21 protein-coding genes are annotated in these 25,788 nt (G+C 63.7%); 12 read left to right on the top strand and 9 right to left on the bottom strand.

Annotation, left to right across the window (positions count from 1 at the left end; all coding sequences use genetic code 11):
* Window positions 1-3: 3 nt before the first annotated feature.
* A complete protein-coding gene (locus tag IB272_RS03080; RefSeq protein WP_034797134.1) occupies window positions 4-1,212 on the bottom strand; it encodes an acetyl-CoA C-acetyltransferase in 1,209 nt (402 codons plus the stop codon).
* A gap of 72 nt (window positions 1,213-1,284) precedes the next feature.
* Window positions 1,285-3,081: an acyl-CoA dehydrogenase C-terminal domain-containing protein gene (locus tag IB272_RS03075; protein WP_034797133.1), complete on the bottom strand. Its 1,797-nt coding sequence runs from the start codon at window positions 3,079-3,081 to the stop codon at window positions 1,285-1,287.
* Window positions 3,082-3,562: 481 nt separating this feature from the next.
* Here IB272_RS03075 and IB272_RS03070 point away from each other — a divergent pair, with 481 nt between their 5' ends.
* The 4 genes from IB272_RS03070 to IB272_RS03055 all read left to right on the top strand — a co-directional run bounded on the left by IB272_RS03070 (window position 3,563) and on the right by IB272_RS03055 (window position 9,795).
* Window positions 3,563-7,378 (top strand): peptidoglycan-binding protein, encoded by a 3,816-nt coding sequence (locus tag IB272_RS03070; protein WP_113135398.1) that lies wholly within the window; start codon window positions 3,563-3,565, stop codon window positions 7,376-7,378.
* 340 nt (window positions 7,379-7,718) lie between these two features.
* The gene (locus IB272_RS03065) at window positions 7,719-8,645 is read left to right on the top strand and encodes a sulfite exporter TauE/SafE family protein (protein ID WP_034797131.1); all 927 of its coding nucleotides are present in this window, start codon (window positions 7,719-7,721) and stop codon (window positions 8,643-8,645) included.
* Entirely contained in the window at window positions 8,645-9,445 is an 801-nt protein-coding gene (locus IB272_RS03060; protein ID WP_060522335.1) for a TIGR02186 family protein, read from the top strand. The genes IB272_RS03065 and IB272_RS03060 overlap by 1 nt, the downstream gene beginning before the upstream one ends.
* A gap of 113 nt (window positions 9,446-9,558) precedes the next feature.
* Complete coding sequence (locus tag IB272_RS03055) at window positions 9,559-9,795, top strand: Lrp/AsnC ligand binding domain-containing protein (RefSeq protein WP_034797129.1); 237 nt, start codon at window positions 9,559-9,561, stop codon at window positions 9,793-9,795.
* A gap of 51 nt (window positions 9,796-9,846) precedes the next feature.
* On the opposite strand, the gene pdeM is transcribed toward IB272_RS03055, so the two are convergent.
* Both pdeM and IB272_RS03045 read right to left on the bottom strand, forming a co-directional pair.
* Complete coding sequence (pdeM, locus tag IB272_RS03050; protein WP_060581904.1) at window positions 9,847-10,572, bottom strand: ligase-associated DNA damage response endonuclease PdeM; 726 nt, start codon at window positions 10,570-10,572, stop codon at window positions 9,847-9,849.
* Window positions 10,573-10,686: 114 nt separating this feature from the next.
* Window positions 10,687-13,233, bottom strand: coding sequence for a ligase-associated DNA damage response DEXH box helicase (locus tag IB272_RS03045; RefSeq protein WP_060581867.1), 2,547 nt, complete (start codon window positions 13,231-13,233; stop codon window positions 10,687-10,689).
* 108 nt (window positions 13,234-13,341) lie between these two features.
* Here IB272_RS03045 and IB272_RS03040 point away from each other — a divergent pair, with 108 nt between their 5' ends.
* On the top strand, window positions 13,342-13,845 hold the full coding sequence (locus IB272_RS03040) for an Rrf2 family transcriptional regulator (RefSeq protein WP_060522333.1): 504 nt from the start codon (window positions 13,342-13,344) through the stop codon (window positions 13,843-13,845).
* A gap of 33 nt (window positions 13,846-13,878) precedes the next feature.
* Window positions 13,879-14,343 (top strand): carboxymuconolactone decarboxylase family protein, encoded by a 465-nt coding sequence (locus IB272_RS03035; RefSeq protein WP_089043243.1) that lies wholly within the window; start codon window positions 13,879-13,881, stop codon window positions 14,341-14,343.
* Window positions 14,344-14,439: 96 nt separating this feature from the next.
* On the opposite strand, the gene IB272_RS03030 is transcribed toward IB272_RS03035, so the two are convergent.
* Complete coding sequence (locus IB272_RS03030) at window positions 14,440-15,075, bottom strand: YitT family protein (RefSeq protein ID WP_034797123.1); 636 nt, start codon at window positions 15,073-15,075, stop codon at window positions 14,440-14,442.
* Between the two features lie 106 nt (window positions 15,076-15,181).
* Window positions 15,182-16,135, bottom strand: coding sequence for a methyltransferase (locus tag IB272_RS03025; RefSeq protein WP_060581870.1), 954 nt, complete (start codon window positions 16,133-16,135; stop codon window positions 15,182-15,184).
* A gap of 162 nt (window positions 16,136-16,297) precedes the next feature.
* Between IB272_RS03025 and IB272_RS03020 the strand changes: the two genes are divergently transcribed.
* The 3 genes from IB272_RS03020 to IB272_RS03010 all read left to right on the top strand — a co-directional run bounded on the left by IB272_RS03020 (window position 16,298) and on the right by IB272_RS03010 (window position 18,734).
* Window positions 16,298-16,564, top strand: a complete 267-nt coding sequence (locus IB272_RS03020; protein ID WP_034797119.1) for a DUF6460 domain-containing protein — start codon at window positions 16,298-16,300, stop codon at window positions 16,562-16,564.
* A 2-nt stretch (window positions 16,565-16,566) separates the two neighbouring features.
* A complete protein-coding gene (locus IB272_RS03015; RefSeq protein WP_060581871.1) occupies window positions 16,567-17,070 on the top strand; it encodes a CAP domain-containing protein in 504 nt (167 codons plus the stop codon).
* A 308-nt stretch (window positions 17,071-17,378) separates the two neighbouring features.
* Window positions 17,379-18,734 carry an MATE family efflux transporter gene (locus IB272_RS03010; RefSeq protein WP_060581872.1) on the top strand — a complete coding sequence of 452 codons (1,356 nt, stop codon included), beginning with the start codon at window positions 17,379-17,381 and terminating at the stop codon, window positions 18,732-18,734.
* Here the strand turns inward: IB272_RS03010 and IB272_RS03005 are convergent.
* Both IB272_RS03005 and IB272_RS03000 read right to left on the bottom strand, forming a co-directional pair.
* Window positions 18,710-19,795 (bottom strand): quinone-dependent dihydroorotate dehydrogenase, encoded by a 1,086-nt coding sequence (locus IB272_RS03005; RefSeq protein WP_060581873.1) that lies wholly within the window; start codon window positions 19,793-19,795, stop codon window positions 18,710-18,712. The two genes, IB272_RS03010 and IB272_RS03005, sit on opposite strands and share 25 nt — an antisense overlap.
* A complete protein-coding gene (locus IB272_RS03000; RefSeq protein ID WP_034797103.1) occupies window positions 19,792-20,139 on the bottom strand; it encodes a DUF952 domain-containing protein in 348 nt (115 codons plus the stop codon). The genes IB272_RS03005 and IB272_RS03000 overlap by 4 nt, the downstream gene beginning before the upstream one ends.
* A gap of 169 nt (window positions 20,140-20,308) precedes the next feature.
* Between IB272_RS03000 and IB272_RS02995 the strand changes: the two genes are divergently transcribed.
* Window positions 20,309-20,728 carry a hypothetical protein gene (locus IB272_RS02995; protein ID WP_034797089.1) on the top strand — a complete coding sequence of 140 codons (420 nt, stop codon included), beginning with the start codon at window positions 20,309-20,311 and terminating at the stop codon, window positions 20,726-20,728.
* 81 nt (window positions 20,729-20,809) lie between these two features.
* Window positions 20,810-21,460 carry a response regulator transcription factor gene (locus IB272_RS02990; protein WP_034797087.1) on the top strand — a complete coding sequence of 217 codons (651 nt, stop codon included), beginning with the start codon at window positions 20,810-20,812 and terminating at the stop codon, window positions 21,458-21,460.
* Between the two features lie 63 nt (window positions 21,461-21,523).
* Here IB272_RS02990 and IB272_RS02985 read toward each other — a convergent pair whose 3' ends face one another.
* A complete protein-coding gene (locus IB272_RS02985; protein ID WP_060581874.1) occupies window positions 21,524-25,027 on the bottom strand; it encodes a PAS domain-containing hybrid sensor histidine kinase/response regulator in 3,504 nt (1,167 codons plus the stop codon).
* 261 nt (window positions 25,028-25,288) lie between these two features.
* Here IB272_RS02985 and mscL point away from each other — a divergent pair, with 261 nt between their 5' ends.
* On the top strand, window positions 25,289-25,717 hold the full coding sequence (gene mscL / locus IB272_RS02980) for a large conductance mechanosensitive channel protein MscL (RefSeq protein ID WP_034797082.1): 429 nt from the start codon (window positions 25,289-25,291) through the stop codon (window positions 25,715-25,717).
* The last annotated feature ends 71 nt before the right edge of the window (window positions 25,718-25,788 follow it).

Genomic DNA, 25,788 nt, shown 5'->3' with positions numbered 1-25,788 from the left:
TCGTCAGACCCTTTCGATGATCGTGGCCGTGCCCATGCCGGCGCCGATGCAGAGCGTGACGAGCGCGGTGTTGAGATCGCGGCGCTCCAGTTCGTCGAGCACGGTGCCGAGGATCATCGCGCCGGTTGCGCCGAGCGGATGGCCCATGGCGATCGCGCCGCCGTTGACGTTGATCTTGTCGTGCGGGATGTCGAAGGCCTGCATGTAGCGCAGCACGACGGCCGCGAAGGCTTCGTTGAGCTCGAAGAGGTCGATGTCCGACAGCTTCATGTCGGCGCGCTTCAGAAGCTTCTCGGTGACGTCGACCGGGCCGGTCAGCATCAGCGCCGGATCGGAGCCGATGTTGGCGAAGGCGCGGATGCGGGCGCGCGGCTTCAGGCCCATGCTTTCGCCGCCGGCCTTGGAGCCGAGCAACACGGCAGCAGCGCCATCGACGATGCCCGAGGAGTTGCCGGCGTGGTGCACGTAGTTGATCTTTTCAATTTCAGGATGCGCCTGGATGCCGACGGCTTCGAAGCCGCCCATTTCGCCCGGCATCTGGAACGACGGGTTGAGCGAGGCGAGCGCCTGCATGTCGGTGCCCGGACGCATGTGCTCGTCGCGGTCGAGGATGGTCAGGCCGTTCTGGTCCTTGAAGGGCACGACGGACTTCTTGAAGTAGCCCTGTTCCCAGGCGTGCGCCGCACGCTTCTGGCTTTCGACCGCATAGGCGTCGACGTCGTCGCGGCTAAAACCGTACTTGGTGGCGATCAGGTCGGCCGAAACGCCCTGCGGCATGAAGAAGGCCGGCAGGTTGACCGAGGGGTCCATGAACCAGGCGCCGCCCGACATGCCGAGGCCGACGCGCGACATCGATTCAACGCCGCCGGCAATCACGATGTCGTCGGCGCCTTGGGCGATCTTGGCTGCGCCAAAGTTGACGGCGTCGAGGCCGGAGGCGCAGAAGCGTGAAATCTGCATGCCAGGCGCACGGGTCGAATAACCGGCTTCGAAGGCGGCAGCCTTCGGGATCACCGCGCCTGCGTCCATCACAGGATCGACGCAACCCATGATGATGTCGTCCACGGTCGAGGTGTCGAGGTCGTTGCGGTCACGCACCGCTTCCAGCATCTTGGCTGCCAGGCGAACGGACGGCACTTCGTGCAGCGATCCGTCCTTCTTGCCACGGCCGCGCGGTGTGCGCACGTGGTCGTAAACGAAGACTTTCGTCATGTCTCATCTCCCTTTCGGCAGCACCGTCAGGTGCTGCCCGTCAAAACATTTTAGATCGAACCCGCGGCGGGATTAGAAAGCGGCCGCATCAAGCGCCATCAGCGTGTCGGCGCCGGTTTCGATGCGGGCCTTGCGCAGGGCCGTTTCCGGCAGGATCCTTTCCATGAAGAAGGTCGCGGTGATCAGCTTGTTCTTCAGATAGTCTGCGCGCGCCGTTTCGCCAGAGGCAAGCTTTTCCTCGGCGGTCTTGGCGATCTTCGCCCACATGTAACCAAGGACGACGAGACCGAAGAGGTGCATGTAGTCGGTCGAGCCGGCGCCGGCATTGTCGGGCTTGGCCATCGCGTTCTGCATGAACCACATGGTGGCCGCCTGCAGGTCGTTGAGGCCCTTCTTCAGCGCCTTGGTATAGGCGGCGAGCTTTTCGTTGCTGCGGTTTTCCTCGCAGAAATCGCCGATCTCCTTGAACAGCGCCATGACGGCGCGGCCGCCGTTGAGGCCTAGCTTGCGGCCAACGAGGTCGAGCGCCTGGATGCCGTTGGCGCCTTCATAGATCATCGCTATGCGGGCATCGCGGACATACTGGCTCATGCCGTGTTCTTCGATGTAGCCGTGACCGCCGAACATCTGCTGCGCCATGACGGCATGGTCGAAGCCCTTGTCGGTAAGTACGCCCTTCAGGATCGGCGTCATCAGGCCGAGGACGTCGTCGGCCGTCTGGCGGTCGGCATCATTGTCGGAGCGGTGGGCGATGTCGGACTTGAGCGCGGTCCAGAGCGTGAAGGCGCGGCCGGCTTCGTTGAAGGCCTTGATCGTCATCAGGGTGCGGCGCACGTCCGGATGCACGATGATCGGGTCGGCCTTCTTGTCCGGCGCCTTCGGGCCGGAGAGCGAACGGCCCTGGATGCGGTCGCGCGCATAGTTGGCGGCATTCTGGTAGGCGATTTCGGCAATCGAAAGGCCCTGCAGGCCGACGCCGAGGCGCGCCTCGTTCATCATCACGAACATGGCGTTGAGGCCCTTGTTCTCCGTGCCGATGAGATAGCCTTCGGCCTCGTCATAGTTCATGACGCAGGTCGAGTTGCCGTGGATGCCCATCTTGTGTTCGATCGCGCCGCAAGAAACGCCGTTGCGTTCGCCCGGCTCGCCGGCGGCATCAAGCTTGAACTTCGGTACGATGAACAGTGAAATGCCCTTCACACCCTCGGGCGCGCCCTCAATGCGGGCGAGCACCAGATGGATGATGTTGTCCGACATGTCGTGTTCGCCGGCAGAGATGAAGATCTTCTGGCCGGAGATCTTGTAAGCGCCGTTGCCGGTGGGCACTGCCTTCGTGCGCAGGAGGCCGAGGTCCGTCCCGCAATGCGGCTCGGTGAGATTCATCGTTCCGGTCCAGGTGCCGGCAACCATCTTCGGCAGGTAGGCCTGCTTCTGCTCGTCCGTGCCATGCACGAGGATCGCGGCGATCGCGCCCTGGGTGAGGCCCGGATACATGGTCAGTGCCATGTTGGCCGACGACATGTATTCGCCGACGGCGGTGTGCAGCGTATAGGGCAGGCCCTGGCCACCGAATTCTTCGGGCACGGCAAGGCCAAGCCAGCCGCCTTCGCGGTAGAGGTCGAAGGCTTCCTTGAAGCCCTTCGGCACGCTGACCGAACCGTCGTCGCGACGCTTGCAGCCTTCCTGGTCGCCGGAAAGGTTGACCGGAAACAGAGCTTCTTCGGCAAGCTTGGCAGCTTCGCCGACGATCGCTTCGATCATGTCGGGCGTCGCATCGGCAAATCCGGGCAGGTTGTTGTAGCGCTCGATGCCGAGCACGTCGTTCAGGATGAAGAGGGTATCGTCGACCGGAGCCTTGTAGATGGGCATTCTTTCCTCGCCTTTGGTGCTTCGGGCTGCCGTCTCTCGTCGTCGACGCCCGGTTGCAGGATGCCGGATGCGCCGCCATCCTCATTGATTCCAGGGCATCGTCTCCCTCCCGTGCTTCCACGGGACAGCGGGATGCTCCGGGGCGGTCTCGCATCGTTGGCCGGATGCTACAAAATTTTGACGTTTGCGTAAACGTCAAAAATTGCGTGTCGTGCAGTTTGGTGGCGTGTGGGGGAGGTCGGCGGCACCGCGGCGCCTCAACTTCGCACGATCCTGCCAAATCGTTAAAAAATCATCCGCAGGTTAACCGCTTGTTTACCACGTTTCGTGAAAGGTGCGTGTTGAGATGGTCAAAGCTGCAACCTGTCCTGGCGTCGCATCGTTGTAGTTTTGCCCGCGTCGGAAGCGCCACAGGGGTGAAGAAAGCAGTTTTCTTCCGTGACGACTTTCGAGATGGCCGACGACAGGGGCGAAGAACAACATGAGCGGATTGCGATCAAATCCTCAGCGCGCAGGCAGCCAGTCCTATAGCGAGCGGCCGTCGCTCGACGCCTTGAACCGCACCATCGAAGGACTGGAGGCGCGGATCGAAGGCCTGATGAGCGGCACGGCCCGCGACCCGGCGCCAAGGCCGCCCGAGCGCCAGCCCGCCCGCGAACCCGTGCGGGAAACGGCCTCGCCCCGCGATGCCGTCGCCGAAATCATGCAGCGCCAGCGCAGCCTCAGCACCTCGCGCGAGCGCCCGACGCTTCGCGACCGGATGCCGCAGCGCGAGCCGGAACGTTATGCCCCCGAACGCCCCGTCTCCGAGCGCTTCGTCGAAGAGCCGCGCCAGCAACCGCTTCACAGCCAACCTCCGCGGCCCGCCTCCGCGGTCAACGATATCGCCGAAGCGCTTGTCGGTTTGCGCCAGGACCTGAAGCGCGACATCACTGACGGCCTGACGCGCGAGATGAATTCGCTGCGCTCCGAAATTCGCGGCATCAAGGCGCAGGCGCAGGATCACAGCTTTGCCGAAGACGTGCGCGGCGACATGCAGCGCCTTGCCGAAAGCATCCAGCATCTCGGCCGCCAGGCATCGCCCGCCCAGGCCGATGCGCTGCGCGGCGATTTTGACGACCTGCGCGCGATGATCGACGGTCTCGCGCGCGAAGACAGCATGCGCCGGATGGAAAACCGCTGGAGCGGTGTCGAAGACCGGTTGATCGCCTTTGATCAGAACCGCGACGACGAACTGGTCGCGCTCGCCTATCGCCTGGACGAAATCAAGTCGCAGATCGGCTCGCTCCAGGGAAGCTCCGCCGTCGACGCGCTGGAAGACAAGCTGATCGCCGTCGCCCAGGCGATCGAAATGCTCGGTCGCCAGATCCAGCCGGACGATCGCCGCCTCGTCTCGCAGTTTGCCGATCTCGACAGCCGTCTCGACGAAATCAGCCGCGCCATCGCGGCCAACACTCGCACGACGTCCGGGCTGGATTCCGGCTTTGTCAATCGCCTGGAAAGCCGGCTTGGCGATCTCTCCCGCCAGATCGACAGCCTGTCGCGCCCGAACGACGGTGGGCTCGGTGCGCGCCTCGAAGCCTTGACCGTCCGGGTCGAGGATCTCGCCGGTGAAAAGGCGGCTGCCCGCTTGGAAGAGCGGCTGGACCAGCTGTCGCTGATGATGGAGCGCAGCAGCAGGACCGCGCAGTCAGACCTCAACGATTACCTGTCGGACATTTCCCGCAAGATCGAAGCTCTCGACCAGGGCAGCGTCAACGACGCGCTCGCCGAACGGTTGGACTATCTCGCCCGCCGGATCGACGAGCTTGACGCCCATGGCGCCCAGCCCGCGTCCGATCCGCGTTTCGACCGGCTGGAAGATCGCCTGGTCGGTATCGCGCAGCGTCTGGAAGAGACCTACGCCGCGCCGTTCGACGACCGCGCAGCACTTCAGAACCTTGAAGCCCAGATTGCCAACCTGTCGACGCTGGTCAGCCAGCCGCGGGCGGACGTCGCCCAAAGCGCCATGCCCGTCGACTACGAAAGCCGCATGACCGCGCTCGAGGACTATTTCTCGACCAGCGACGAGTACATCGTGGAAGCCGCGCGCCAGGCCGCCGAAGCTGTGATGGAAGCCTATTCCAAGAACGGCCCTTCGCAGGCCTCCGCCGGTGGCGATCTGGCAGCGATCTCGGCACTCGCCGAAGACTTAAGGACGCTTGAGGACTTGAGCCGTTCCAGCGAGGAGCGGACCGCGCGCACCTTCGAGGCGCTGCACGAAACGCTCGTCCACATTGCCGACAAGCTGGAGCGCATCGAAAACCGCGAGCCGGCAATGGCGGCGCAGCCTGCCATGGCGGTGGTGCGCGAAGCGGCTCAGATGCCGCGCGCCGCACAGCCGGAGTTCCACGACCCCTTCGGTGGCGGCGATCTTGATGATCGCTACGACGACCTGCAGCGCAATGTCCGTGCCCTCCAGGCAGAGGACCAGGCCGTCGCGGTTCAACCCGCCGAACCGGCAACAGCCCTTGCCGACGATGCGCAGATTTCGACCGTCGAACTCGAAGAAGAGCGCGAGCCGGCTGCCGCCGCCCGCACCGGCCTGCTCGCCGGCCTCACCCGGCGCTTTTCCGGCAAGCGCTCGGAACCGGCACCGGAACAGGCACGCAAGCTCGTCGAGCCGACCCCGTCGATCGATCCCTCCGAAATGCTCGCTCCGGAAGAAGCAAACCAGCTGCTCGAGCCGGGCTCCGGCGTTCCTGACGTGAAGAAGATCCTGGAACGCGTGCGCGCCGGGCAGATGAACAAGGCGGGCATCCAGCCGGCCGATGGCGACAAGTCGGATTTCATCGCTGCCGCCCGCCGCGCCGCCCAGCTTGCCGTCGAAGAGGCCGACACCCTCAACAAGACCGGCGACAGGGCCGCGACGTCCGGCATCGGCGGCGCCTTCGCCCGCCATCGCCGGCCGATCCTCATGGCCGTCGGCGCCGTCCTTTTGGCGATCATGTCCTACCCGCTGGTCAGCTCGATGCTGAACAAGGACGAGATGCCCGTCGAACCGGTCGCGGTCATCGAGCAGACGGTCACTCCGCAGGTAGCCGAGTTCAAGGCCGCCGACGACCATCTGGTGCAGGGCACGACCGTCGCGGCGCAGGAAGCACCGGTTACCGCGTCTGAGACGGCCGTTGCGACGCCGCTCGATTCCGTCGAAACGCCCGTGAAGCCTGCCGAGGCCTCGATCGCGGTGACGGCAACGACCGTGCCGACGACCACCTTTGCAACGCCCGAAGACAAGGCGCCGATGCTTGCGCCGGTCGCCGAAACGAAGACGCCGGTCACCGAGTTCCAGCCGGCTCCGGCCGCAGCGACGCCGGTGGCGAACGCTTCGCTTGCCAGCGCGCCGGCCGATGGCGCCGCGATGACGCCGGCGACGACAGCTGCTGCCGCTGTGCCCACCGACGTCGTGTTGCCGGAAGGTTTCGGTCCGGTCGCGCTGGTGACCGCGGCCAAGGGCGGCGACCCGCTCGCCTTCTACGAAATCGCCGTGCGCTTCACCGAGGGCCGTGGTGTTCAGGAAAACATGGCTGAAGCCGCCAAATGGTATCAGCGCGCCGCCGATGCCGGTGTCGTGCCGGCACAGTACCGCCTCGCGACCCTTTACGAGAAGGGCACCGGCGTGACGCGCGACGCGGCGAAGGCGAAGGCGCTCTATATCGCTTCCGCTGGCCAGGGCAACGCCAGCGCCATGCACAACCTCGCGGTGATGCTGGCAAGCGGCCGCGATGGCGCGCCTGACTTCAACGAGGCAACGAAGTGGTTTGCGAAGGCGGCCGAGCTCGGCATCCGCGACAGCCAGTTCAACCTTGCGGTTCTCTATGCCCGTGGCAACGGCGTGCCGCAGGACCTGACGGAATCCTACAAGTGGTTCTCGGCGGCTGCCCGCGAAGGCGATCTCGATGCCGGCGCCAAGCGCGACGAAGTTGCCAAGGCGATGAAGCCGGAGCAGCTCGAAAGCGCCAAGGCCAAGGCGGAAGCCTGGAAGGCTGAACCGGTCGACGCCAAGGCAAACAGCGTCGACGTTCCGGATGCCTGGGTTGGCCCGGCCAACAAGACCGCCAGCGTCGACATGAGCAAGGCGGTCCGCAACATCCAGGCGATCCTCAACAACAACGGCTTTGACGCTGGCAAGCCGGATGGCCAGATGGGCAAGAAGACCGTCGCCGCCATCAAGGCCTTCCAGAAGTCGGTCGGCCAGGAGCCGACGGGCGAAATCACCGAGCAGCTGGTCAAGGAATTGCTGAAACGCAATTCCTGACCCCTGGGCCTTGCGCCGTAATAAAGCCGCAGAGCCGGGCGACACGAGTTGCGGGTGGCGCAGCCATCCGCCATGTGGCTGAAAAGGTTGAAATCTCGGGCTGCTGCATAATTCCTTAATCGGAATCGGGCTAAGGAAGAGCCGATGCAGCAATCAAGGTCCGATTCGTGGCCTTGGCACGTCCTGGCGGAAGCGCAACGCTGCAGGAGTGCATGACGGAGGCCGCCTCGCCCTCGGGAGAGGTGCCGGCCCTTCGAATATTCCCTCAATCGTGGTGATTTGATTGCCACACTGACTGGTTCGCCCGCATCGCGGGCCGTTGGCATATCGAGGTCCCGGCGTGTCGATTTATCTGCCCATCGCAGAGTTGTCGGTGAACATACTCATCATTCTCGGTATGGGCGCCGCAGTCGGCTTTCTATCCGGCATGTTCGGCGTCGGTGGCGGGTTCCTGATCACCCCGCTCCTGATCTTCTACAATATTCCTCCCGTCGTAGCGGTAGCGACCGGTGCCAACCAGGTGGTGGCCTCGTCGATTTCGGGGGCGATCACGCATTTCCGGCGTGGCACGATCGACATCAAGCTCGGCACGGTGCTCTTATGCGGTGGTCTTGCCGGCGCTACCGTCGGCGTCTGGCTGTTCTCGCTGCTGCGTCGCCTCGGCCAGCTCGACCTGGTGATCTCGCTGCTTTACGTCGTGCTGCTCGGCACCGTTGGCGGCCTGATGCTTTGGGAGAGCGTCGTCGCCATGCGCAAGGCGGCCAAGAACCAGCAGACGACCTTGCGTCGCCCTGGCCAGCACAACTGGGTGCATGGCCTGCCCTTGAAGATGCGCTTCAAGAAATCGAAGATCTACCTGAGCGTCATCCCGGTTGTCGCCCTCGGCTTCTGCATCGGCATCCTGACCTCGGTCATGGGTGTCGGCGGCGGCTTCATCATGGTGCCGGCGATGATCTATCTCCTGCGCATCCCGACCAACGTCGTCGTCGGCACGTCGCTGTTCCAGATCATCTTCGTTTCGGCCTACACGGTCATCGTCCAGGCTTCGACCAACTACACCGTCGATATCGTGCTCGCCTTCGTACTGATGATCGCCGGTGTCATCGGTGCCCAATACGGCGTACGCGTCGGCCAGAAGCTGCGCGGCGAACAGCTGCGCGCATTGCTGGCCTTGCTTGTTCTTGCCGTCGGCATCCGTCTGGCAATCGAGCTCATCATTCCGCCGAAGGACGTCTATTCGGTCGTATCCGCGGGGTTCGGTTTCTGATGATCCGCCTCGCCCGCACAGCTCTCGCTCTCCTTGTTCTGGCTTTCGCCGCCCCGGCGCAGGCAGCCATCCAGGACGAGAATGCCGACTTCACCGAGAAGCTGGAGATCGGCATCTCCACCGACGAGATCGCCATCACTTCCGATTTCCGCGGCGCCGACCTGACGATCTTCGGCGCCGTCGACGGCTTCGATCAGGGCCTGCTGGCCCAGGGGCGCTACAACATCGTCGTCAGCCTCGAAGGGCCCAAGGACAACGCGACGGTGCGTAAGAAGGAGCGCGTCTTCGGCATCTGGGTGAACACCAGCTCCATGACCTTCGAGCTGGTGCCTGAATCCTATTCGCTGTCGTCGACGCGCGATATCGAGACGATCGCGCCGCCCGGCGAGATGGGCAACATGGGCATCGGCGTCGACCACATGCGGCTGGTGCCGCTCGGCTTCGTGGGTGACGGCAGCAATCTCGGCGAATTCCGCAACGCCTTCCGCCGCATCCGCGAGACCAGCGGCGTCTACGAGCGCGATCCCGGCGGCGTGCAGTTCATCAGCTCCAGCCTCTTCAAGGCCTCGGTGCGCTTGCCGGCCAACGTGCCGAACGGCGTGCATGTGGTTCGCGCCTATCTCTTCCGTGACGGCGTCTTCGTCGCCGCCAAGGCGCTGCCGCTGCGTGTCGTCAAGACCGGCCTGGAACAGTTCATCACCCAGGCGGCACACCAGCAGCCGCTGCTCTATGGTCTGATGGCTGTGCTGCTCGCCGTCATCACCGGCTGGGGCGCCAGCGTGATCTTCCGCAAGGAATAGTGACGGGCGATCTTCGCCGACGTTTCCTTTTGCGCGCCGGAGCGCTATGGAAAGGCATGCCGCATGCGTTTCATCAGCGCATGCCGTGGCAAATAAAAAACAGAGGAAGCTCGATGAAACCGATTTTTGTCCAGTTGCAGTGCGCTCCCGGCAAGACCTACGAGGTTGCCGACGAGATCTACCGCAAGGAGATCGTTTCGGAGATGTATTCGACGAGCGGCGATTACGACCTGATCATCAAGGTCTATATCGAAGAAGGCCAGGACATCGGCAAGTTCATCAACGACAACATTGCCACGGTGCCGGGCATCTCGCGCTCGCTGACGACGCTGACCTTCAACGCCTTCTGATTACCGGCGGATCCCCGGCGCGGGAGAGCCGCGCCGTTTTCCCCGCCCTCTTCAGGCGATGAGATTGGCGAAGCGAACCGAATAGATCCGGTCGCGCCCGAGCATATGGGCGACAAGCTTGCTGCGGTCGAAGAGGCCGGTCATCGCCCGGTGCCTGAGATCGAGCCCGCCAGTGGTGACCCCGAAAGCCGGCATCAGCATGCGCGTGCCATCGGTCGCAAAGCAAGCGCGGCGCACCGCTCTTTCCCGTCTTACCACCGTTGCAGCCGGATGCAGGTGCCCGGCGATCTCGCCGACGGCATCGCCGCGCTTCGGCTCGTGCCGGAAGGTCAGGCCCGCATGGCCAAGTTCGTCCATCGAGGCGCCCGGCAGCCCGAAAGCGCCGTCCGGGTCGTGGTTGCCGTTGATCCAGACCCATTCGCGCCCGTGCGCCATGGCGGCAATCATGTGCCGGAAATCATCGGGCATTGCCGCCGAACCGACGCGGTCATGGAAGTTGTCGCCGAGGCTGATGACGAACTTCGGGTCGTGCCGCGCGATCGCCGCTTCAAGCACACGCAGCGTCGCCAGCGTATCGTAAGGCGGCAAAAGCATGCCGCGGCGGGCAAAGGCGGAGCCTTTCTCCAGATGCAGGTCGGAGACGACCAGCGTGCCCGTCTCCGGCAAGTAGAGGCTACCGAGCGGATCGCAGATCGCGATGACGCCGTTGACGATTGTCTGGGCATGGAGGAGGGGGGCAGTCGTCTGAGCCGAGAGGGCGTGGGCGAGGCGGTGCATGGTCACGGTCTCGCACATTGTGTTGCGAGGATAATACCCCCCTCTGGCCGGCGGGCCAGAGGGGGGGAACCCGCCGACATCGACAGACTGCTCATTCTCGAAACCATTTTCCTATCAATCCACATCCAGACCGCCCATCGCCTCGTGGATCAGGTCGTCGGCGGCTTCCGAAAGCAGGAAGTCCTGCGCTTCGCCCTGGACCATTTCCTTGCCGATCTCCAACATGACGGGCACCGCCAGCGGCGAGATCCGGTCGAGCCGTCGATGCGTGATGTGGCCCTTGATTCGCTTCAGCATATCCCCGAGGCGGGCGATGTCCAAAAGCCCCGTCGCCGCATCGTTGCGGGTCGCTTCGAGCAGGAGGTGATCCGGCTCGTGCGCGTGCAATACGTCGTAAATGAGGTCGGCCGAGACCGTCACCTGCCGGCCGGTCTTTTCCTTGCCGGGATGGCGCTGGTCGATGAGGCCGGCGATGACGGCGCAGTTGCGGAAGGTCCGTTTGAGCAGGAAGGATTCGTTGAGCCAGGCTTCGAGGTCGTCGCCGAGCATGTCCTCGTCGAAGAGATCGGCAAGCGCGCCGCGCCTGAGCTCGAAGGTGGCCCCGAGGTCGTCGAGCGCCCAGACCGCTAGCGAGTAATCGGTGGCGACGAAACCGAGCGGTTTCAGCCCGGCGCGATCGAGCCGGCGGGTAAGCAGCATGCCGAGCGTCTGGTGCGCCAACCGCCCTTCGAAGGCATAGATGACCATGTAATGGCGGCTGCCGCGCGGAAAGGTCTCGATCAGAAGCTCGTCCTCGCGCGGCAGCATCGAGACGTCCTTCTGCAAGGACAGCCAGTCGCGCACCTGTTCCGGCAGCGCTGCCCGGCGCGCCGGATCGGCAAGCATCCTGCGGACCTGCTCGGCGAGGTAAGTCGAGAGTGGGAACTTGCCGCCGGCATAGCTCGGCACCTTGGGATCGAAGGTAAAGGCCTGGCTGACCAGGCACTCGTTTTCGCGGATGCCCTCGAAACGCAGCACCTTGCCGGAGAACATGAAGGTGTCGCCCTGGGAGAGCATTTCGAGAAAATATTCCTCGACCTTGCCGAGCGGCATGCCGCCGCGGCCAAGCGAGCCGCGCGCGTTGCGCTTGACCAAACGCACGTTGAGCATCGGCGATTCGACGATGGTGCCGACGTTCAGCCGGTACTGTTGCGCCACCAGCGGATTGGAGACGCGATAGAGCCCGTCCTTGGTCTTGCGGATGCGGGCATAGCGCTCGTAGGTCTTCAGCGCATAGCCGCCGGTCGCAACGAAATCGATGACGCGCTCGAAGGTCTCCCAGGCGAGCGTCGCATAAGGCGAGGCGGTGGTGATTTCATCGAACAATGCGAGCGGATCGAAAGGCGCGGCGCAAGCCATGCCGAGCACGTGCTGGGCGAGCACGTCGAGAGCGCCCTTGCCGACGGGTGGCGTGTCCTGCGCGCCGATATAGTTGGCGTCGAGTGCGGCTTGGCATTCCATCACCTCGAAGCGGTTGGCCGGCACCAGGATCGCCTTCGACGGTTCGTCCATGCGGTGGTTGGCGCGGCCGATGCGCTGGGCAAGGCGACTCGTGCCCTTCGGTGCGCCCACATGCACGACGAGATCGACATCGCCCCAGTCGATGCCGAGGTCGAGCGTCGAGGTCGCAACGACCGCCCGAAGGCGGTTCTCCGCCATCGCCGCCTCGACTTTGCGGCGCTGGGCGACGTCGAGCGAACCGTGATGCAGCGCGATCGGCAGGTTGTCGTCGTTGATCGTCCAGAGCTCCTGGAAGAGCAGCTCCGCCTGGCTGCGGGTGTTGACGAAGAGCAGGGTGGTGCCGTGCTCCTTGATCGCTTCGTAGACATCGGCGATGGCGTAGCGTGCCGAGTGCCCGGCCCAGGGCACATGCTCCTCGGTCTTCAGAATGGAGATCTGCGGCTTGGCCCCGCCCTGGACCTGGACGAGACCGGCATGGTTGTGCGCGTCCGGCTCTTGCGGCGCCAGCCAACGCTGCAGATCCATCGGGTCAGCGACCGTTGCCGAAAGGCCGATCGTCTGCAGGCCGGGCGCCAGCCGGCGCAGCCGCGCCAGACCGAGGGAGAGAAGATGGCCGCGTTTGGAGGTGACGAGCGAATGCAGCTCGTCAAAGACGACGTAGCGCAGGTCCTTGAAGAAGCGTTGCGCCTCGCTGTTGGCGAGCAGCAGCGCGAGTTGCTCCGGCGTCGTCAGCAGGATGTCGGGCGGATTGAGTTTTTGTCGCTGACGCTTGGCGGTCGGCGTATCGCCGGTACGGTTTTCGACGCGCACAGGCAGTCCCATTTCGCCGACCGGTTTCATCAGGTTGCGCTCGATATCGACGGCGAGCGCCTTCAGAGGCGAGATGTAGAGCGTGTGGATGCCGACGAAGGCTGCGCCCGGCGGGATCTTGCCGCGCCGGGTGAGATCGACCAGCGAAGGCAGGAAGCCGGCGAGCGTCTTGCCGGCGCCGGTCGGAGCGATCAGCAGCGTGCTTTCCCCGGCCTCGGCGCGGGCGAGCAGCTCCAGCTGGTGCGCACGCGGCCGCCAGCCCTTCTCGCCGAACCAGCGCAGAAAGGGAGCGGGCAGGGTCAGGGCATCGCCCTGCGGCTCTCTGGAATCGATCCTGTTCACGGAGAACAAAGGTAGATCAAATCCGCCAAAAGAGAAGCCTGTCCGATGGGTGCAATCACAGGCATTGACTCTCGGCTTAATCATAGATAAAAATTATCCACGATTAAGGAGGTGCCCATGAAACTCGGTGACGGGGTCGAGCAGGCCATTCACAGCGTGACGATGCTGAGCTGTCTTCAGCCCGGCAGCACCCTGTCGGCGGCCGCTCTTGCCGAGTTCCATGGCGTCTCTACGAGCTATCTCTTGAAGCACCTGCAGGCGATGTCCGGTGCCGGACTGCTGGAGGCGGTTCCGGGTCCTAAGGGCGGTTACCGGCTCGCGAAGACGCCGGAGAAGATTACCTTGCTCGATATCGTGCTTGCGGTCGAAGGCCCGGAGCCGGCGTTCCGGTGCAACGAGATCCGGCTGCGCGGTCCCAATCCCTATGCCTGCAAGCCGACCGCGCCCTGCACCATCAATGTTGCGATGCTGAGAGCCGAGCAGGCCTACCGCACCGAACTCAGGCGCGTGACCATCGCCAGCATCCTGGATGACCTCAACGCCAAGGATGACGGCAGCGTATGGGCGCGAACCGAAGCCTTTCTGGCGATCAACGAGCGCAAATCGTCCGCCAGCGCCTGACCCCCATCAACCCGTTAAGCCCAAGGAGAGTCCATGCAGCCGCGTTTCAACTTCGTTCAAGCCGCTCCCGATGCCTACAAGGCCGCGGCCGCCTTCGACAGCTACATCGTCAAGGAATCCGGCCTGGAGCCGCGCCTGATCCACCTGATCAAGCTGCGCGCCTCGCAGATCAACGGCTGCGCCTATTGCATCGACATGCATGTGAAAGAGGCGCGCCACACCGGTATGAGCGAGCAGTGGATTCACCTGATCTGCGCCTGGCGGGAATCGCCGATCTATGACGCGCGTGAGCGCGCCGTGCTCGCGTGGACGGAATCGCTGACCAACCTTGCCCAGACCGGCGCACCCGAGGCGGATTTCGAGCCGCTGCGCGCGCACTTCAGCGAGGCTGAAATCACCAAGATCACCATGGCGATCGGCGTCATCAATGTCTGGAACCGTGTCGCTGTCGGCCTGCGCTCGCAGCATCCGGTCGATCAGCCGGTCAAGGCCGCCTGATTTCGCGTGAGGAACTTCCAGCTAGCCCCGAGGTCCGCTTCGGGGCTAGCTGCTCTGCATCCTAGAGCATCCGCGTTCAGATGAACGCACGGCGTTCTAGAGCGCGATGTAACGATCGGCGCGGTGGTTGATGGCCACGAACAGGTTCAAGACGACGGCACCGAGTACCGACCAGGCAACGACTGTGGGCGAGGTCACGCCGAAGGCGAAGACGAGCACGACCATGTCGATCGCAAGCTGTACGAGGCCGGCGCGAATGCCGAAGCGCTCCTGCAGATAGATGCCGAGAATACCGACGCCGCCGAGGCTGGCGCGGTGGCGGTAGAGCGCAAGCAGGCCGTAGCCGAGCAGAAGTCCGCCGAGCAGGGCCGCCCAGGCTGGCTGGATCGTGCCGATCTGGAAGAGGCGCGACTGGATGTCTGTCAGGAACGAGGTCACGCCGATGGCGATGAAGGTTTTGACCGTGAAGGCCGGGCCCAGCCGCTTCAGCGAAAGATAGAAGAACGGCAGGTTGAGCAGGAAGAAGGCGAGGCCGAAATTGATGCCGAAAGCATAGTGCAAGAGGAAGGCGACGCCCGCCGTGCTGCCGGTCAAAAGGCCGGCGCTTGCGAGGAAATAGAGGCCGAGCGCCGCAATCAGGCTGCCGGTAAAGATGCCCTGCAGGTCCTCGACGGCGGAGTGCCGCGTCGGGCTGGTGTTCCAGAGACCGAAAACGCTGCTGATCTGGGCCATGGCAAATCCTCGATTGCGATGGCTTGAGCAATGCTGCAATGCACAACAACAATCAAGAAAAATATGTCAGTTATGCTGACCTATTTTTGCGACTCTGCCTTGCGTTTTATGCAGGCTTGCGCGCCAGGAACAGGATGCCGAAGACTGGCTCTCCCGCATCCATGCGGATGACCGTGTGCTCCATGGCCACAAGCTCCAGTCCATGCGTTGCGCAGAGGCCGCGGACATAGGTCTCGCTGTGAGCGTAGCGCAGCGACGGCCGCAGCAGGAATTCCTCCCCCTCGCCGGCGTCCTCTACCGAGAACGCAAAATGGCCCTGAGGGGTGAGCAGGCGCGTGGTGATGTCGAAGACACTGTCGAGATTGCCGAGATACATGAGCACGTCGGCGGCGCTGACGAGATCGGCTCGGGCGGTGGCGAAGTTGCCGAAGATGCCGGAAACCTCCGGCGAAAGAGAGAGATCGGCGCGGGCCAGCCGATCGTAGGTGGATTTCGCCTCGGCCTTGGCGAGCATATTGATGGAGATGTCGAAACCTTCGAGGAACTGTGCCTGATCCCGGATGCGCTCGCCGAAGAGGCCGGTGCCGCAGCCGAGATCCGTCACATGCTCGAAGATGAGGCCTCCCGTGTGGCTTTGCCCGATATGACTTTGAATGAGGGCTGCGAGTTTCTGCGGCACGGTGTAGCCGAGCTTTTCCACCAGGGCCTTGTCGAAGCGATCGGCATAGTCGTCGAAGAGGCGCTCGACATAGAGGCTCGGGGGCTGTTCGGGCATGGCCGCAGCGCCAAGCAGAGCCAGTTTGAGGCCGGCGCCGAAGATATCCTGGGGGCTGAGCGCCAGCGTTTTCCTCAGCGCTTCGATCGCCGCCTCTTTCCGGCCAGATTTTTCTTCATAGTCCGCGAGCCGAAACCAGCCGGCTGCCCAGTTGGGTGCCTGTTCCAGCGCTTGCGCCATGAGTTCGGCCGCACTTGCGGGCTCGCCGCCCTCGGCAAGCATTTTTGCGTAGTCGGCGCGGCGGTCGGCGATCAGGTCGCCGGAGGAGAGCTGGTTGAGCGTCATCAATGTGAGATGTTGGTTGCGATTAGCGCTTCTGACGCCGGATGCCGCAAAATACAAGCGGAATCTGGCGCGATCGGAAGCGCGGGCCGTGCCCACCGGGGCCGGTGACTTGCGACGCTGCCGATCGCGGCTTATGTGAAGACAAACAGGAGAAGTTCGCTGATGTCGGACGGAATGAACAGATTCTTGGGTGACTCGCCGCTGCGTGTGCTGGTCAAGCTCATCGTGGTGTCGATCCTCGTCGGCTTCGTGATGAGGATGTTCGGCTGGTATCCGACCGATATCTACTTCGCCGTCCGCAACTTCCTGCTCGACCTCTGGTACACCGGCTTTGCAGCGCTTGGTCGGGTGGGCGACTATCTGCTGCTCGGCGCCGTGATCGTCGTGCCGGCCTTCGTCATCCTGCGCGTCCTGAACTTTCGGCGTTGACGATGCAGGACCGCCTTCTTCTGATCGAACGCCGCGGCCTGCTGCGTGCGACCGCCATCCTCTCGCTCGGCGCACTTGCCGGCTGCACGACGTCCAAGGTGCTGATGCCCGAAAGCGGCACCGGCAGCGACCAGACCGCAGCGAGCCTCGGTTATGTCAACAAGCTGCGCAAGGGCAAGGGCCTGACCGAGCTCGTCGCCGACCATGCGGCGTCCGTCGCTGCGATGAACCAGGCGGCGCGCATGGCCAAGGCCGGCAAGATGCAGCACCTGATCGGCTGGAACGACAGTTTCTACGACCGCATGAAGGGCCAGGGCGTGACGCTTCCGGCCGCCGAAAACATCGCCGTGGGCCAGGACGATGCCGCACGCGCCTATGACGCTTGGTACAGGTCGCCCAAGCATCTCGAAAACATGCTCGGCAATTACCGTGGCCTGGGCGTTGCCGTCGCGCAGAACGCAGCCTCCGGCAACCGTCCGTTCTGGGCGATGGTACTTTCGGGCTGATAGCGTCCGCATTCGTATGGAACTGCGCCCCTCATCCCCTGCCCGGACAATCTCCCCGCAGGCGGGGAGAAGGAGGCTTGCCGCGCCCTTCCAATTCACTGTGACTGATATCCGGACTTTCCTTCGATCGATGCCGGGGGTGACGTTGCGTTCGCCACGTCCTCTCTCCCCGCTTGCGGGGGAGAGGGCTAGGGTGAGGGGCTCTTGCCGCATTGGGACGTTTTCGCCGAGCTGCACGACGCGCTTGCATCCCCCCATGCTCATTCCCTAAAACGGTCATCTCTCACCTACCACGCCCGGACCGTTCGATGACCGCCTCTTCCGCCTCGCCGAGCGACGCTGCCGGCCCGTTCCATGTCACCCATCGGCTGATCCTGGCGATCGCGTTGCCGATGACGCTCGGCTTCCTGACCACGCCCTTGCTAGGCCTCGTCGATACCGCCGTTGTCGGCCGCATGGGGCAGGCAACCTTGCTGGCGGGCCTTGCCGTCGGCGCCATCCTGTTCGACCTGATCTTCACCAGCTTCAACTTCCTGCGGGCAGCGACCACGGGCCTGGTTGCTCAGGCCTATGGCCGCGGCGACCGGCGCGAGCAGCAGGCGGTGTTCTGGCGATCGCTGATCATCGCGCTCGTTTGCGGCACGATCAGCCTGCTCGTTTCGCCGGTGCTTTTGTCCGGCGGCCTCTGGCTGATGGGACCGGAGCCTGAAGTGGCTGATGTCACCAGCACCTACTTTCTCTGTCGCATCCTTTCGGCACCGGCGGCGCTTGCCAACTACGCCATCCTTGGCTTCGTGCTCGGCCGCGGCGAAGGCACCATCGGGTTGATGCTGCAGACGCTGATCAACGGCATCAACATCGTGCTGTCGATCCTGCTCGGCCTGGTGTTCGGCTGGGGTGTTATGGGGGTGGCGCTGGCGACCGTTACCGGCGAGGTGATCGGGTCTCTCGCCGGATTTGCCATCGTCTATGGCCGTTTCGACAGAAAGGATGCGCCAAGCTGGGCCGAGATCTTCGATCGCGAGCGGCTGAAGCCGCTTTTCGGCCTCAACCGCGACATCATGATCCGCTCGTTCCTGCTTCTGGCCGCCTTCACGCTGATGACCCGCATCGGCGCCGCCTTCGGGCCTGTGACGCTTGCCGCCAATGCGGTGCTGATGACGATCTTCCTCGTTGCCGGCTACTATCTCGACGGCCTTGCCAATGCGGCGGAACAGCTCATCGGCCGCTCGATCGGCGCCCGTTACCGCCCGGCCTTCGACCGTGCGCTGCGGCTGACGGCGGCCTGGTCGCTGGGGCTTGCACTGGTGACGACCGTTGCCTTCCTGCTGTTCGGCGGCAGGCTCATCGATCTTCTGACGACGGCCCCGGATGTTCGCGCGGCGGCTTACGAATATCTGCCCTGGGCGGCAGTGACGGCGATGACCGGCGCGCTCGCCTTCCTGATGGACGGCGTCTTCATCGGCGCCACCTGGTCGCGCGAGATGCGCAACATGATGCTGGCGGCCTTTGTCGGTTATGCCGCAGCGCTCGCCGTGCTGGTCCCCGCCTTCGGCAATCATGGCCTGTGGGCGGGGCTCAACCTGTTCCTGTTGATGCGCGGGCTGTTCCTCTTGTCGCGGATCCCGATGAAGGCGCGTCAGACGTTCCTGCCGGCCCAGTAGTCGAGACGGCTGTCGCGGATATCGCGGATCGAGGTGAGACGCTCGCGCTCACAGAGATCCGAGAGGCCACGTACGATGCGGCCCGGCAGGGCAGGGCCCTCATAGACCATGCAGGAATAGAGCTGAACCAGATCGGCGCCGGCGCGGATCTTTTCGGCCGCGGTTTCGGCCGAGCTGACGCCGCCAACGCCGATGATCGGCAGCTTCGGGCCGACACGCTTGCGCATGCGGGCAAGCACCGCCGTGGACTTTTCAAACAGTGGCTTGCCCGAGAGGCCACCGGACTCCTTCGCTTGGGCCTGATCCTTGAGGCCGTCGCGCGAAAGCGTCGTGTTGGAGACGATCAGGCCGTCGAGATTGTGTGCCAGCACTTCGGCAGCGATATCGTCCATGCCTTCTTCGGTGAGATCGGGCGCAATCTTCAGGAAGACGGGAACACGGCGATTGCTGCGCAGCGCCTCTTCGTCGCGCGCGGCAAGCACCGCCGACAACAGGGCGGCGAGGCTTTCGCGCGCCTGCAGGTCGCGCAGACCCGGCGTGTTCGGCGAGGAGATGTTGGCGGTGAAATAGCGGGCGACCGAGTAGAACGTATGGATGCCGCTGACATAGTCGGCGATGCGGTCGGCGCTGTCCTTGTTGGCGCCGATATTGACGCCGATCAGCGCATCGCGCGAACAGGCCTTCAGCCGCGCCAGCGCTGCGCCATGGCCTTCATTGTTGAAGCCGAGGCGATTGATCACCGCTTCGTCCTCGACCAGGCGGAAAATGCGCGGCTTGTCGTTGCCTGCCTGCGGCTTCGGCGTGACGGTGCCGATCTCGGTGAAACCGAAGCCGATCTTCAGAAGTGCTTCCGGCACCTCTGCATTCTTGTCGTAGCCGGCCGCCATGCCGATCGGGTTCGGAAAAACGATGCCAGCGACTGTCTGCGCAAGCCGCTTGTCGGCCTTGGCGGGACAGTTCGGCACGAGCCCGGTCTTCAGCGCCTTGATCGAAAGGCCGTGCGCGGCCTCCGGATCGAAGAGGAAAAGGCCGCGGCGGGCAAGGCTGGTCAGCGGATTCATGCATCAAGTTCCGGGAAGATATGCGCGCCGTCAGCGCCGAGCGGCAGGGGCTTTTCCCAGAGAACGGCCGACAGGAAGAGGGGGGCATAGAGATGTGGGAAGAGGGCGCCGCCGCGCGAGGGTTCATAGACCAGCTCTTCGCCAAGTGCGTCGCCGTCGACGGCGACCAGAAGCAGGCCTTCCTGTCCCTCGAAGTAGCGCGCTGCCGTCTCGACCACCTGTTCACCGGTCGAAAAATGGACGTAACCGTCGGCGAGATCGACCGGCGCGCCGTCGAAGCGCCCGCTGCGCTTGGCTTCCTGCCACAGCAATGCCGGAACGATTTTGTAGATGATGGAACTCATGGTGCCCGTCTGTCCCCGTAATCTTCTGTCGTGGCCTTGCCGTAAATATCGGCGATTGTCCATCGCAGAAGGACGACGATTCGCGCATAATCGGCGGTGAAGACCGATTACGCTCTTCTCGTTCGCGCACATGTGATGTTCCGACAAGGATCGTAACGGAGAAGATGTCATGAAAAACGCTGCTGCCATACTTCTGTTCGGTACCGGATTAGCTCTGGCCGGCGGCGCCAGCGCGCAGGATCCGTCCCCCGGACGCTACAGCATGCAGAAGTCCGACACCGGTATCGCCCGGCTCGATACCCAGACCGGCGAGGTATCGCTCTGCCAGGAGAAGGACGGCCAGTTGGTGTGCCGCATGGCCGCCGACGAGCGGGCCGCTTTTGAACAGGAGTTGGACCTCCTGACGAAGCGGGTCGATGCTTTGGAAAAGGCGGCCAAAGCCGGTGAAAGTGTCGCAAAACAGGACCTTCCGGCTGAGGAAGAGATTGACCGGGCAATGGGCATCATGGAAAGAATGATGCGTAGGTTCATGGATATCGTGAAGGATCTCGAAGGCAGCGACCCCGCTCAGGAGCCGCAGAAGACCTGAGTTTCCGGATCGGCCATGCGGGATGCGGATCGGCGCGTGGGGGCGTGCAGATTTCAGCCCGGGCTCTTGGGAGGGAGCAGCATGACACCGGACATGACCATCATCATCGCGGACGACCATCCGCTGTTTCGGGGCGCAATGCGCCAGGCACTGAGCGGCGTGGACGGCGCGCCCGCCATCGTCGAAGCCGGCGATTTCGCAGCCGCGCGCAAGGCGGCGGCCGACAACCCTGACGCCGATCTCATGCTGCTCGACCTGACCATGCCCGGCGTCAGCGGGCTTTCCGGTCTGATCGCACTTCGCGCCGAATTTCCGAGCCTGCCGGTCATGGTGGTTTCCGCCCATGACGACCCGGCGACGATCCATCGCGCGCTCGATCTCGGCGCGTCCGGCTTTCTTTCGAAATCGGCCGGCATCGAGGAAATCCGCGAGGGGATCGAGAAGGTGATGGCCGGCGAGGTCTTCGTTCCCGCGGGCTACGACCAGGCCCAGGAATACGAACCCGAGGTCGCCGATCTGCTCCAGCGCCTGCAGACCTTGACGCCGCAACAGTCCCGCGTCCTCAGCATGCTCGGCGAGGGCCTGCTCAACAAGCAGATCGCCTACGAACTCGGCGTCTCCGAGGCGACGATCAAGGCGCATGTCTCGGCGATCCTGCTAAAGCTCAATGTCGACAGCCGCACCCAGGCGGTCATCCAGCTTTCGAAGATCGGCACCGTCGCCGCCGCCTGATGCGGCCAGCCTTGGCTTTGTGATTTTTGCTCGTCCCAGGCGGCCCCACGACGTGGGAGCCGTTCATTCCGCAGCCGTTCGTGCCGCCGTCGAAAGTTGCGTCAGCCAGGCGCGCATCGCCGCCGGGCGCACCGGCTTGTTCTGGATCGCGATGCCGTCGCGTTCGGCCGCGGCGCGCACTTCCGGCGAGCGGTCAGCCGTCACGAGCAGCGCCGGCGTCGCTTCGCCGGTCGATGCCCGAATGCGGGCGACCGCCTCGATGCCGGTCCCGTCGTCGAGGTGATAATCGGCGATGACGGCGTGTGGCTTCTCGCCGGGCTCCACGCCGAATTCGGAACAGGCAGAAAGCGATTCCGCCGTACTGACGATACAGCCCCAACCTGACAGCAGCACCCGCATACCCTCGAGGATCCGCGGTTCGTTGTCGATGCAGAGCACCCGCAGGCCGTTCAGCGCCTCGCTTGCCTTGCTCTGCGGCACCGGACGGACAGCGACCCGTTCGCCGGCGCTGGCATCAAGCGGCAGGGTCACCTTGAAGCCCGTGCCCTTGCCGGGAGTCGATTGCAGGCTGACGGGATGGTTGAGCACGCGCGAGATGCGGTCGACGATCGAAAGGCCGAGCCCAAGACCGGACGCCGTGCGGGCGCCTTCGTCGAGCCGGGCGAATTCCTTGAAGACGGTGCGGAACTTCGACTGGGGAATGCCGATGCCGGAATCGAGCACTTCGATCGTCGCCATGGCGCCATGTCTGCGCACCCCGACGAGCACCTTGCCGGCCAGGGTGTATTTGATCGCGTTGGAGACCAGGTTCTGGACGACGCGGCGCAGCAGGTTCGGATCGCTGCGCACGACGAGCGATGTCGGCATGATAATGAGTTCGAGATCCTTGGCCCGCGCCATCGGGGCGAAATCGGTCTCGATCCTTCTGAGCAGCTCGTTGAGCGGAACGGACTGTATCCGCGCCTTCATGGCGCCGGTGTCGAGGCGCGATATGTCGAGCACGGCACCGAGGATGGCCTCGACCGATTCCAGCGAGGAATCGATGTTTTCGACCAGCGTGCTGTTGTCGGACTCGCCGAGCCGCTCGACGAGCGACGAGGAATAGAGGCGGGCGGCGTTCAGCGGCTGCAGGATATCGTGGCCGGCGGCGGCGAAGAACCGGGTCTTGCCGATATTGGCCTCTTCCGCGGCCGCGCGCGCCTCGGCGAGCTCCCGGTTCACCCGGGTCAATTCGCCGGTGCGCTCGGCCACGCGCAGTTCCAGTGTCTCGTTCGCCTGCTTCAGCGCCATGTCGGCGGCGACGCGCTGGGTGATGTCGGTATAGGTAGTGACGATGCCTTTGTCGGGCATGGCGTTGGTGCGCACTTCGATGATGCGCTCGCCGTTGCCCAGTTCGAGCAGGAAGGGTTTGTCGAGCGTCAGGAAGTTGGCGACCAGCCCCTTTTCCTGATCCTTGCGAATATCGCCGCGCTTGGTGAGGATCGAGACGATATCGGCAAGCGGGAAGCCGACCTGGCCGGCTGCCTCCGGCAGGTCGAGAAGCTGGCGGAAGCGCCGGTTCCAGATGATCAGGTTGTTGGCGTTGTCGAAGACGGCGATGCCCTGGTCCATCTGCGAGAGCGCAGTCTGCAGCATATCCTGATTGTATTGCAGCGCCTCACTCGCCTGGTCGAGCAGCCAGGCCGTCTCGGACGATGTGTCGTCGCCGCGCTGCAGCGCCAGCGACAGCACCAGCCGCGCCGAGGAGGAGCCGATGGCACTTCCGAGCAGTTGCTCGGAGAAATGCACCACGGCCATGTCGGCTGGCGCATTGTCGTCCAGCCAGCGGCCGGTCTGGCGCTCGTACGTATGGAACGAGCGCTGCATGCGCTCAGCACCCATGTAACGGGCGATCGTCGCCTTGAGGTCGCGCACCGTGACCTTGGTCTTGCGGCCGCGAAAGGCGCCTTCGGTTCGCGACCGCCGGGTGATGAACACGCCGGCCTGGAAGCGTTCGATCGGCTTCGGTGTGCGGGTCAGCGATCCGAGAACATAGGTGGCGCAGTTGACGAGCAGGCTGAGCGCCGTCGCGTTGACCAGCGGATCGGCGTTGGGGCCGGAGAAGAGGTCGGTGAACGGCAACAGGAAGCTTAAGATCGTCGTCGCCACATGGGAATTGTCGGGTCCGCCAAGGCTCGGCAGGAAGAGCAGATAGGCCCAGACGAGGAAGCCCGAGACCATGCCGGTGATCGCGCCGCGGGCATTGGCCTGTCGCCAGATGAGGCCGCCGAGCAGCGCCGGCGCCATCTGCGAGATGGCGACGAAAGACAGAAGGCCGAGCGAGGCGAGGCCGGCGCTGATATCGGCGGAGCGGTAGTAGCCATAGCCGAGCAACAACACCACGAAGATCGCCGAACGGCGAATGTTGAGCAGCGTTCCCGCGAGGTTTTCCTGCAAGCCGCCGCGCTGGCTGAGGTTGCGGCGCAGGAACACCGGCATGACGATATCGTTGGAGATCATGATCGACAGCGCCACGGATGCGACGATCACCATCGCGGTCGCTGCCGAAAAACCGCCGATGAAGGTGATCAGCGTCAGCACCGGCAGGCCGTTGGCGAGCGGCAAGGTCAGCAGGTAGAGATCCGCGTCGCCGGAACCAGAAAAGGTGAGGATGCCGGCTATCGCGATCGGCAGCACGAAGAGATTGATGCCGATCAGGTAGAGCGGAAAGAGGATGCCGGCGGTGCGAAGCTCGCCTTCGGTGCGGTTTTCGACGACCGTCACGTGGAACTGCCTGGGCAGCATGATGATCGCGAAAGCCGACGTGACGATCAACAGCACCCAACGGGCGATAGGGGTCTCGTAGGAGAGCGCCGACTGCACGGCGGGGCTCTCTGCAGCCAGCGACCACAGGTGAGCCGGTCCGTTGAAGATGACGAAGACGATGTAGAAGCCGGCGGTGACGAGCGCCACCAACTTGACCAGCGATTCCATCGCGATCGCAAGGATCAGGCCGTCCTGGTGCTCCGTTGCGTCCGTATGGCGCGTGCCGAAGACGATGGCGAAGCAGGCGAGAAACAATGTGACGAGCAGGGGAAGATCGACGTAGCTCTGCCCTGCGCCGATGCCGTAGTCGCTGGTGTTGATCATCGCTGCGACCGAGCTCGAAATCGCCTTCAGCTGCAGCGCGATATAGGGAATGGCGCCGACGAGCGAGATCAGCGCGACGATGGCTGCCACCGCCGGGTTCTTGCCGTAGCGGGCGGCGATGAAGTCGGCGACGGAGGTCAGCTTCTCGGTTTTGGCCAGCCGGATGATCTTGCGGATCAGCGGCATGCCGAGCGTGAACATCAGGATCGGGCCGATATAGATGCCGGTGAACTCGAGTCCGCGTTCGGCAGCAAGGCCGATGCCGCCGAAATAGGTCCAGGAGGTGCAATAGATGGCAAGGCTCAGCGCATAGACGAGCGGTCTGCCCTTCAGCGCAGCGCTGTTCCTCCTGGCCCGCCGGTCGCCATAGCTAGCCACTGCAAACAGCAGCAGCAGATAGGCGAAGGCCGAGGCAAAGATGACCGAACCCGAAAGCATGCCTCATTCCTCCAGGGCGGAGCATAGGACAAGTCCGCCGGGTTGAGAATTGCCTGCCGCATGAGTCTTAAGTTCAAGGCTCGACACGAGAAATCGGTGTACAGCACAGGCTGCCTTCCCGTTCCTGCTCCATCCGCTGCCAATTGACCAAAGGCAAAGAAAGGTTTTCTCGCTGCCCGCTTTGGTTTAGTTTCCGTAAACGCTTGCAGCGCGGGACAGCGCCGCCGGCCGTTTTCAAACGGGGATAATACGGAGAGATTTATGCTGAATGAGTTCAAGGAGTTTATTGCCCGCGGGAACGTGATGGATCTCGCGGTCGGTGTCATCATCGGCGCCGCCTTCAACAAGATCGTAACGTCGGTCGTCGAGGACCTGGTGATGCCAATCGTCGGTGCGCTGACCGGCGGCGGTTTCGATTTCTCCAATTATTTCCTGCCGCTCTCGGCGAACGTGACGGCGACGTCTCTCGCTGCCGCCCGTCAACAGGGTGCCGTCTTTGCCTATGGCAACTTCATCACCGTGCTCATCAACTTCCTGATCCTTGCCTGGATCATCTTCCTGATGATCAAGGCGGTGAATCGCATGCGCGCTTCGATGGAGAAGAAGAAGGACGAAGCACCGGCCGCGCCCCCGCCGGAAGACATTCTGCTTCTCGGTGAAATCCGCGACCTGCTGAAGCAGCGCGCGTGACTTTCCTCGCGGCCCTGGCTTCGCCGGGGCCGCGAAACATCACAAAAATCGATAAACCGGTCAGATAAAGT

This window comes from Ensifer sp. ENS08 (assembly GCF_014852195.1).
Taxonomy (GTDB): Bacteria; Pseudomonadota; Alphaproteobacteria; order Rhizobiales; family Rhizobiaceae; genus Ensifer; species Ensifer adhaerens.
This window is presented reverse-complemented; position numbering and strand designations above follow the sequence as displayed.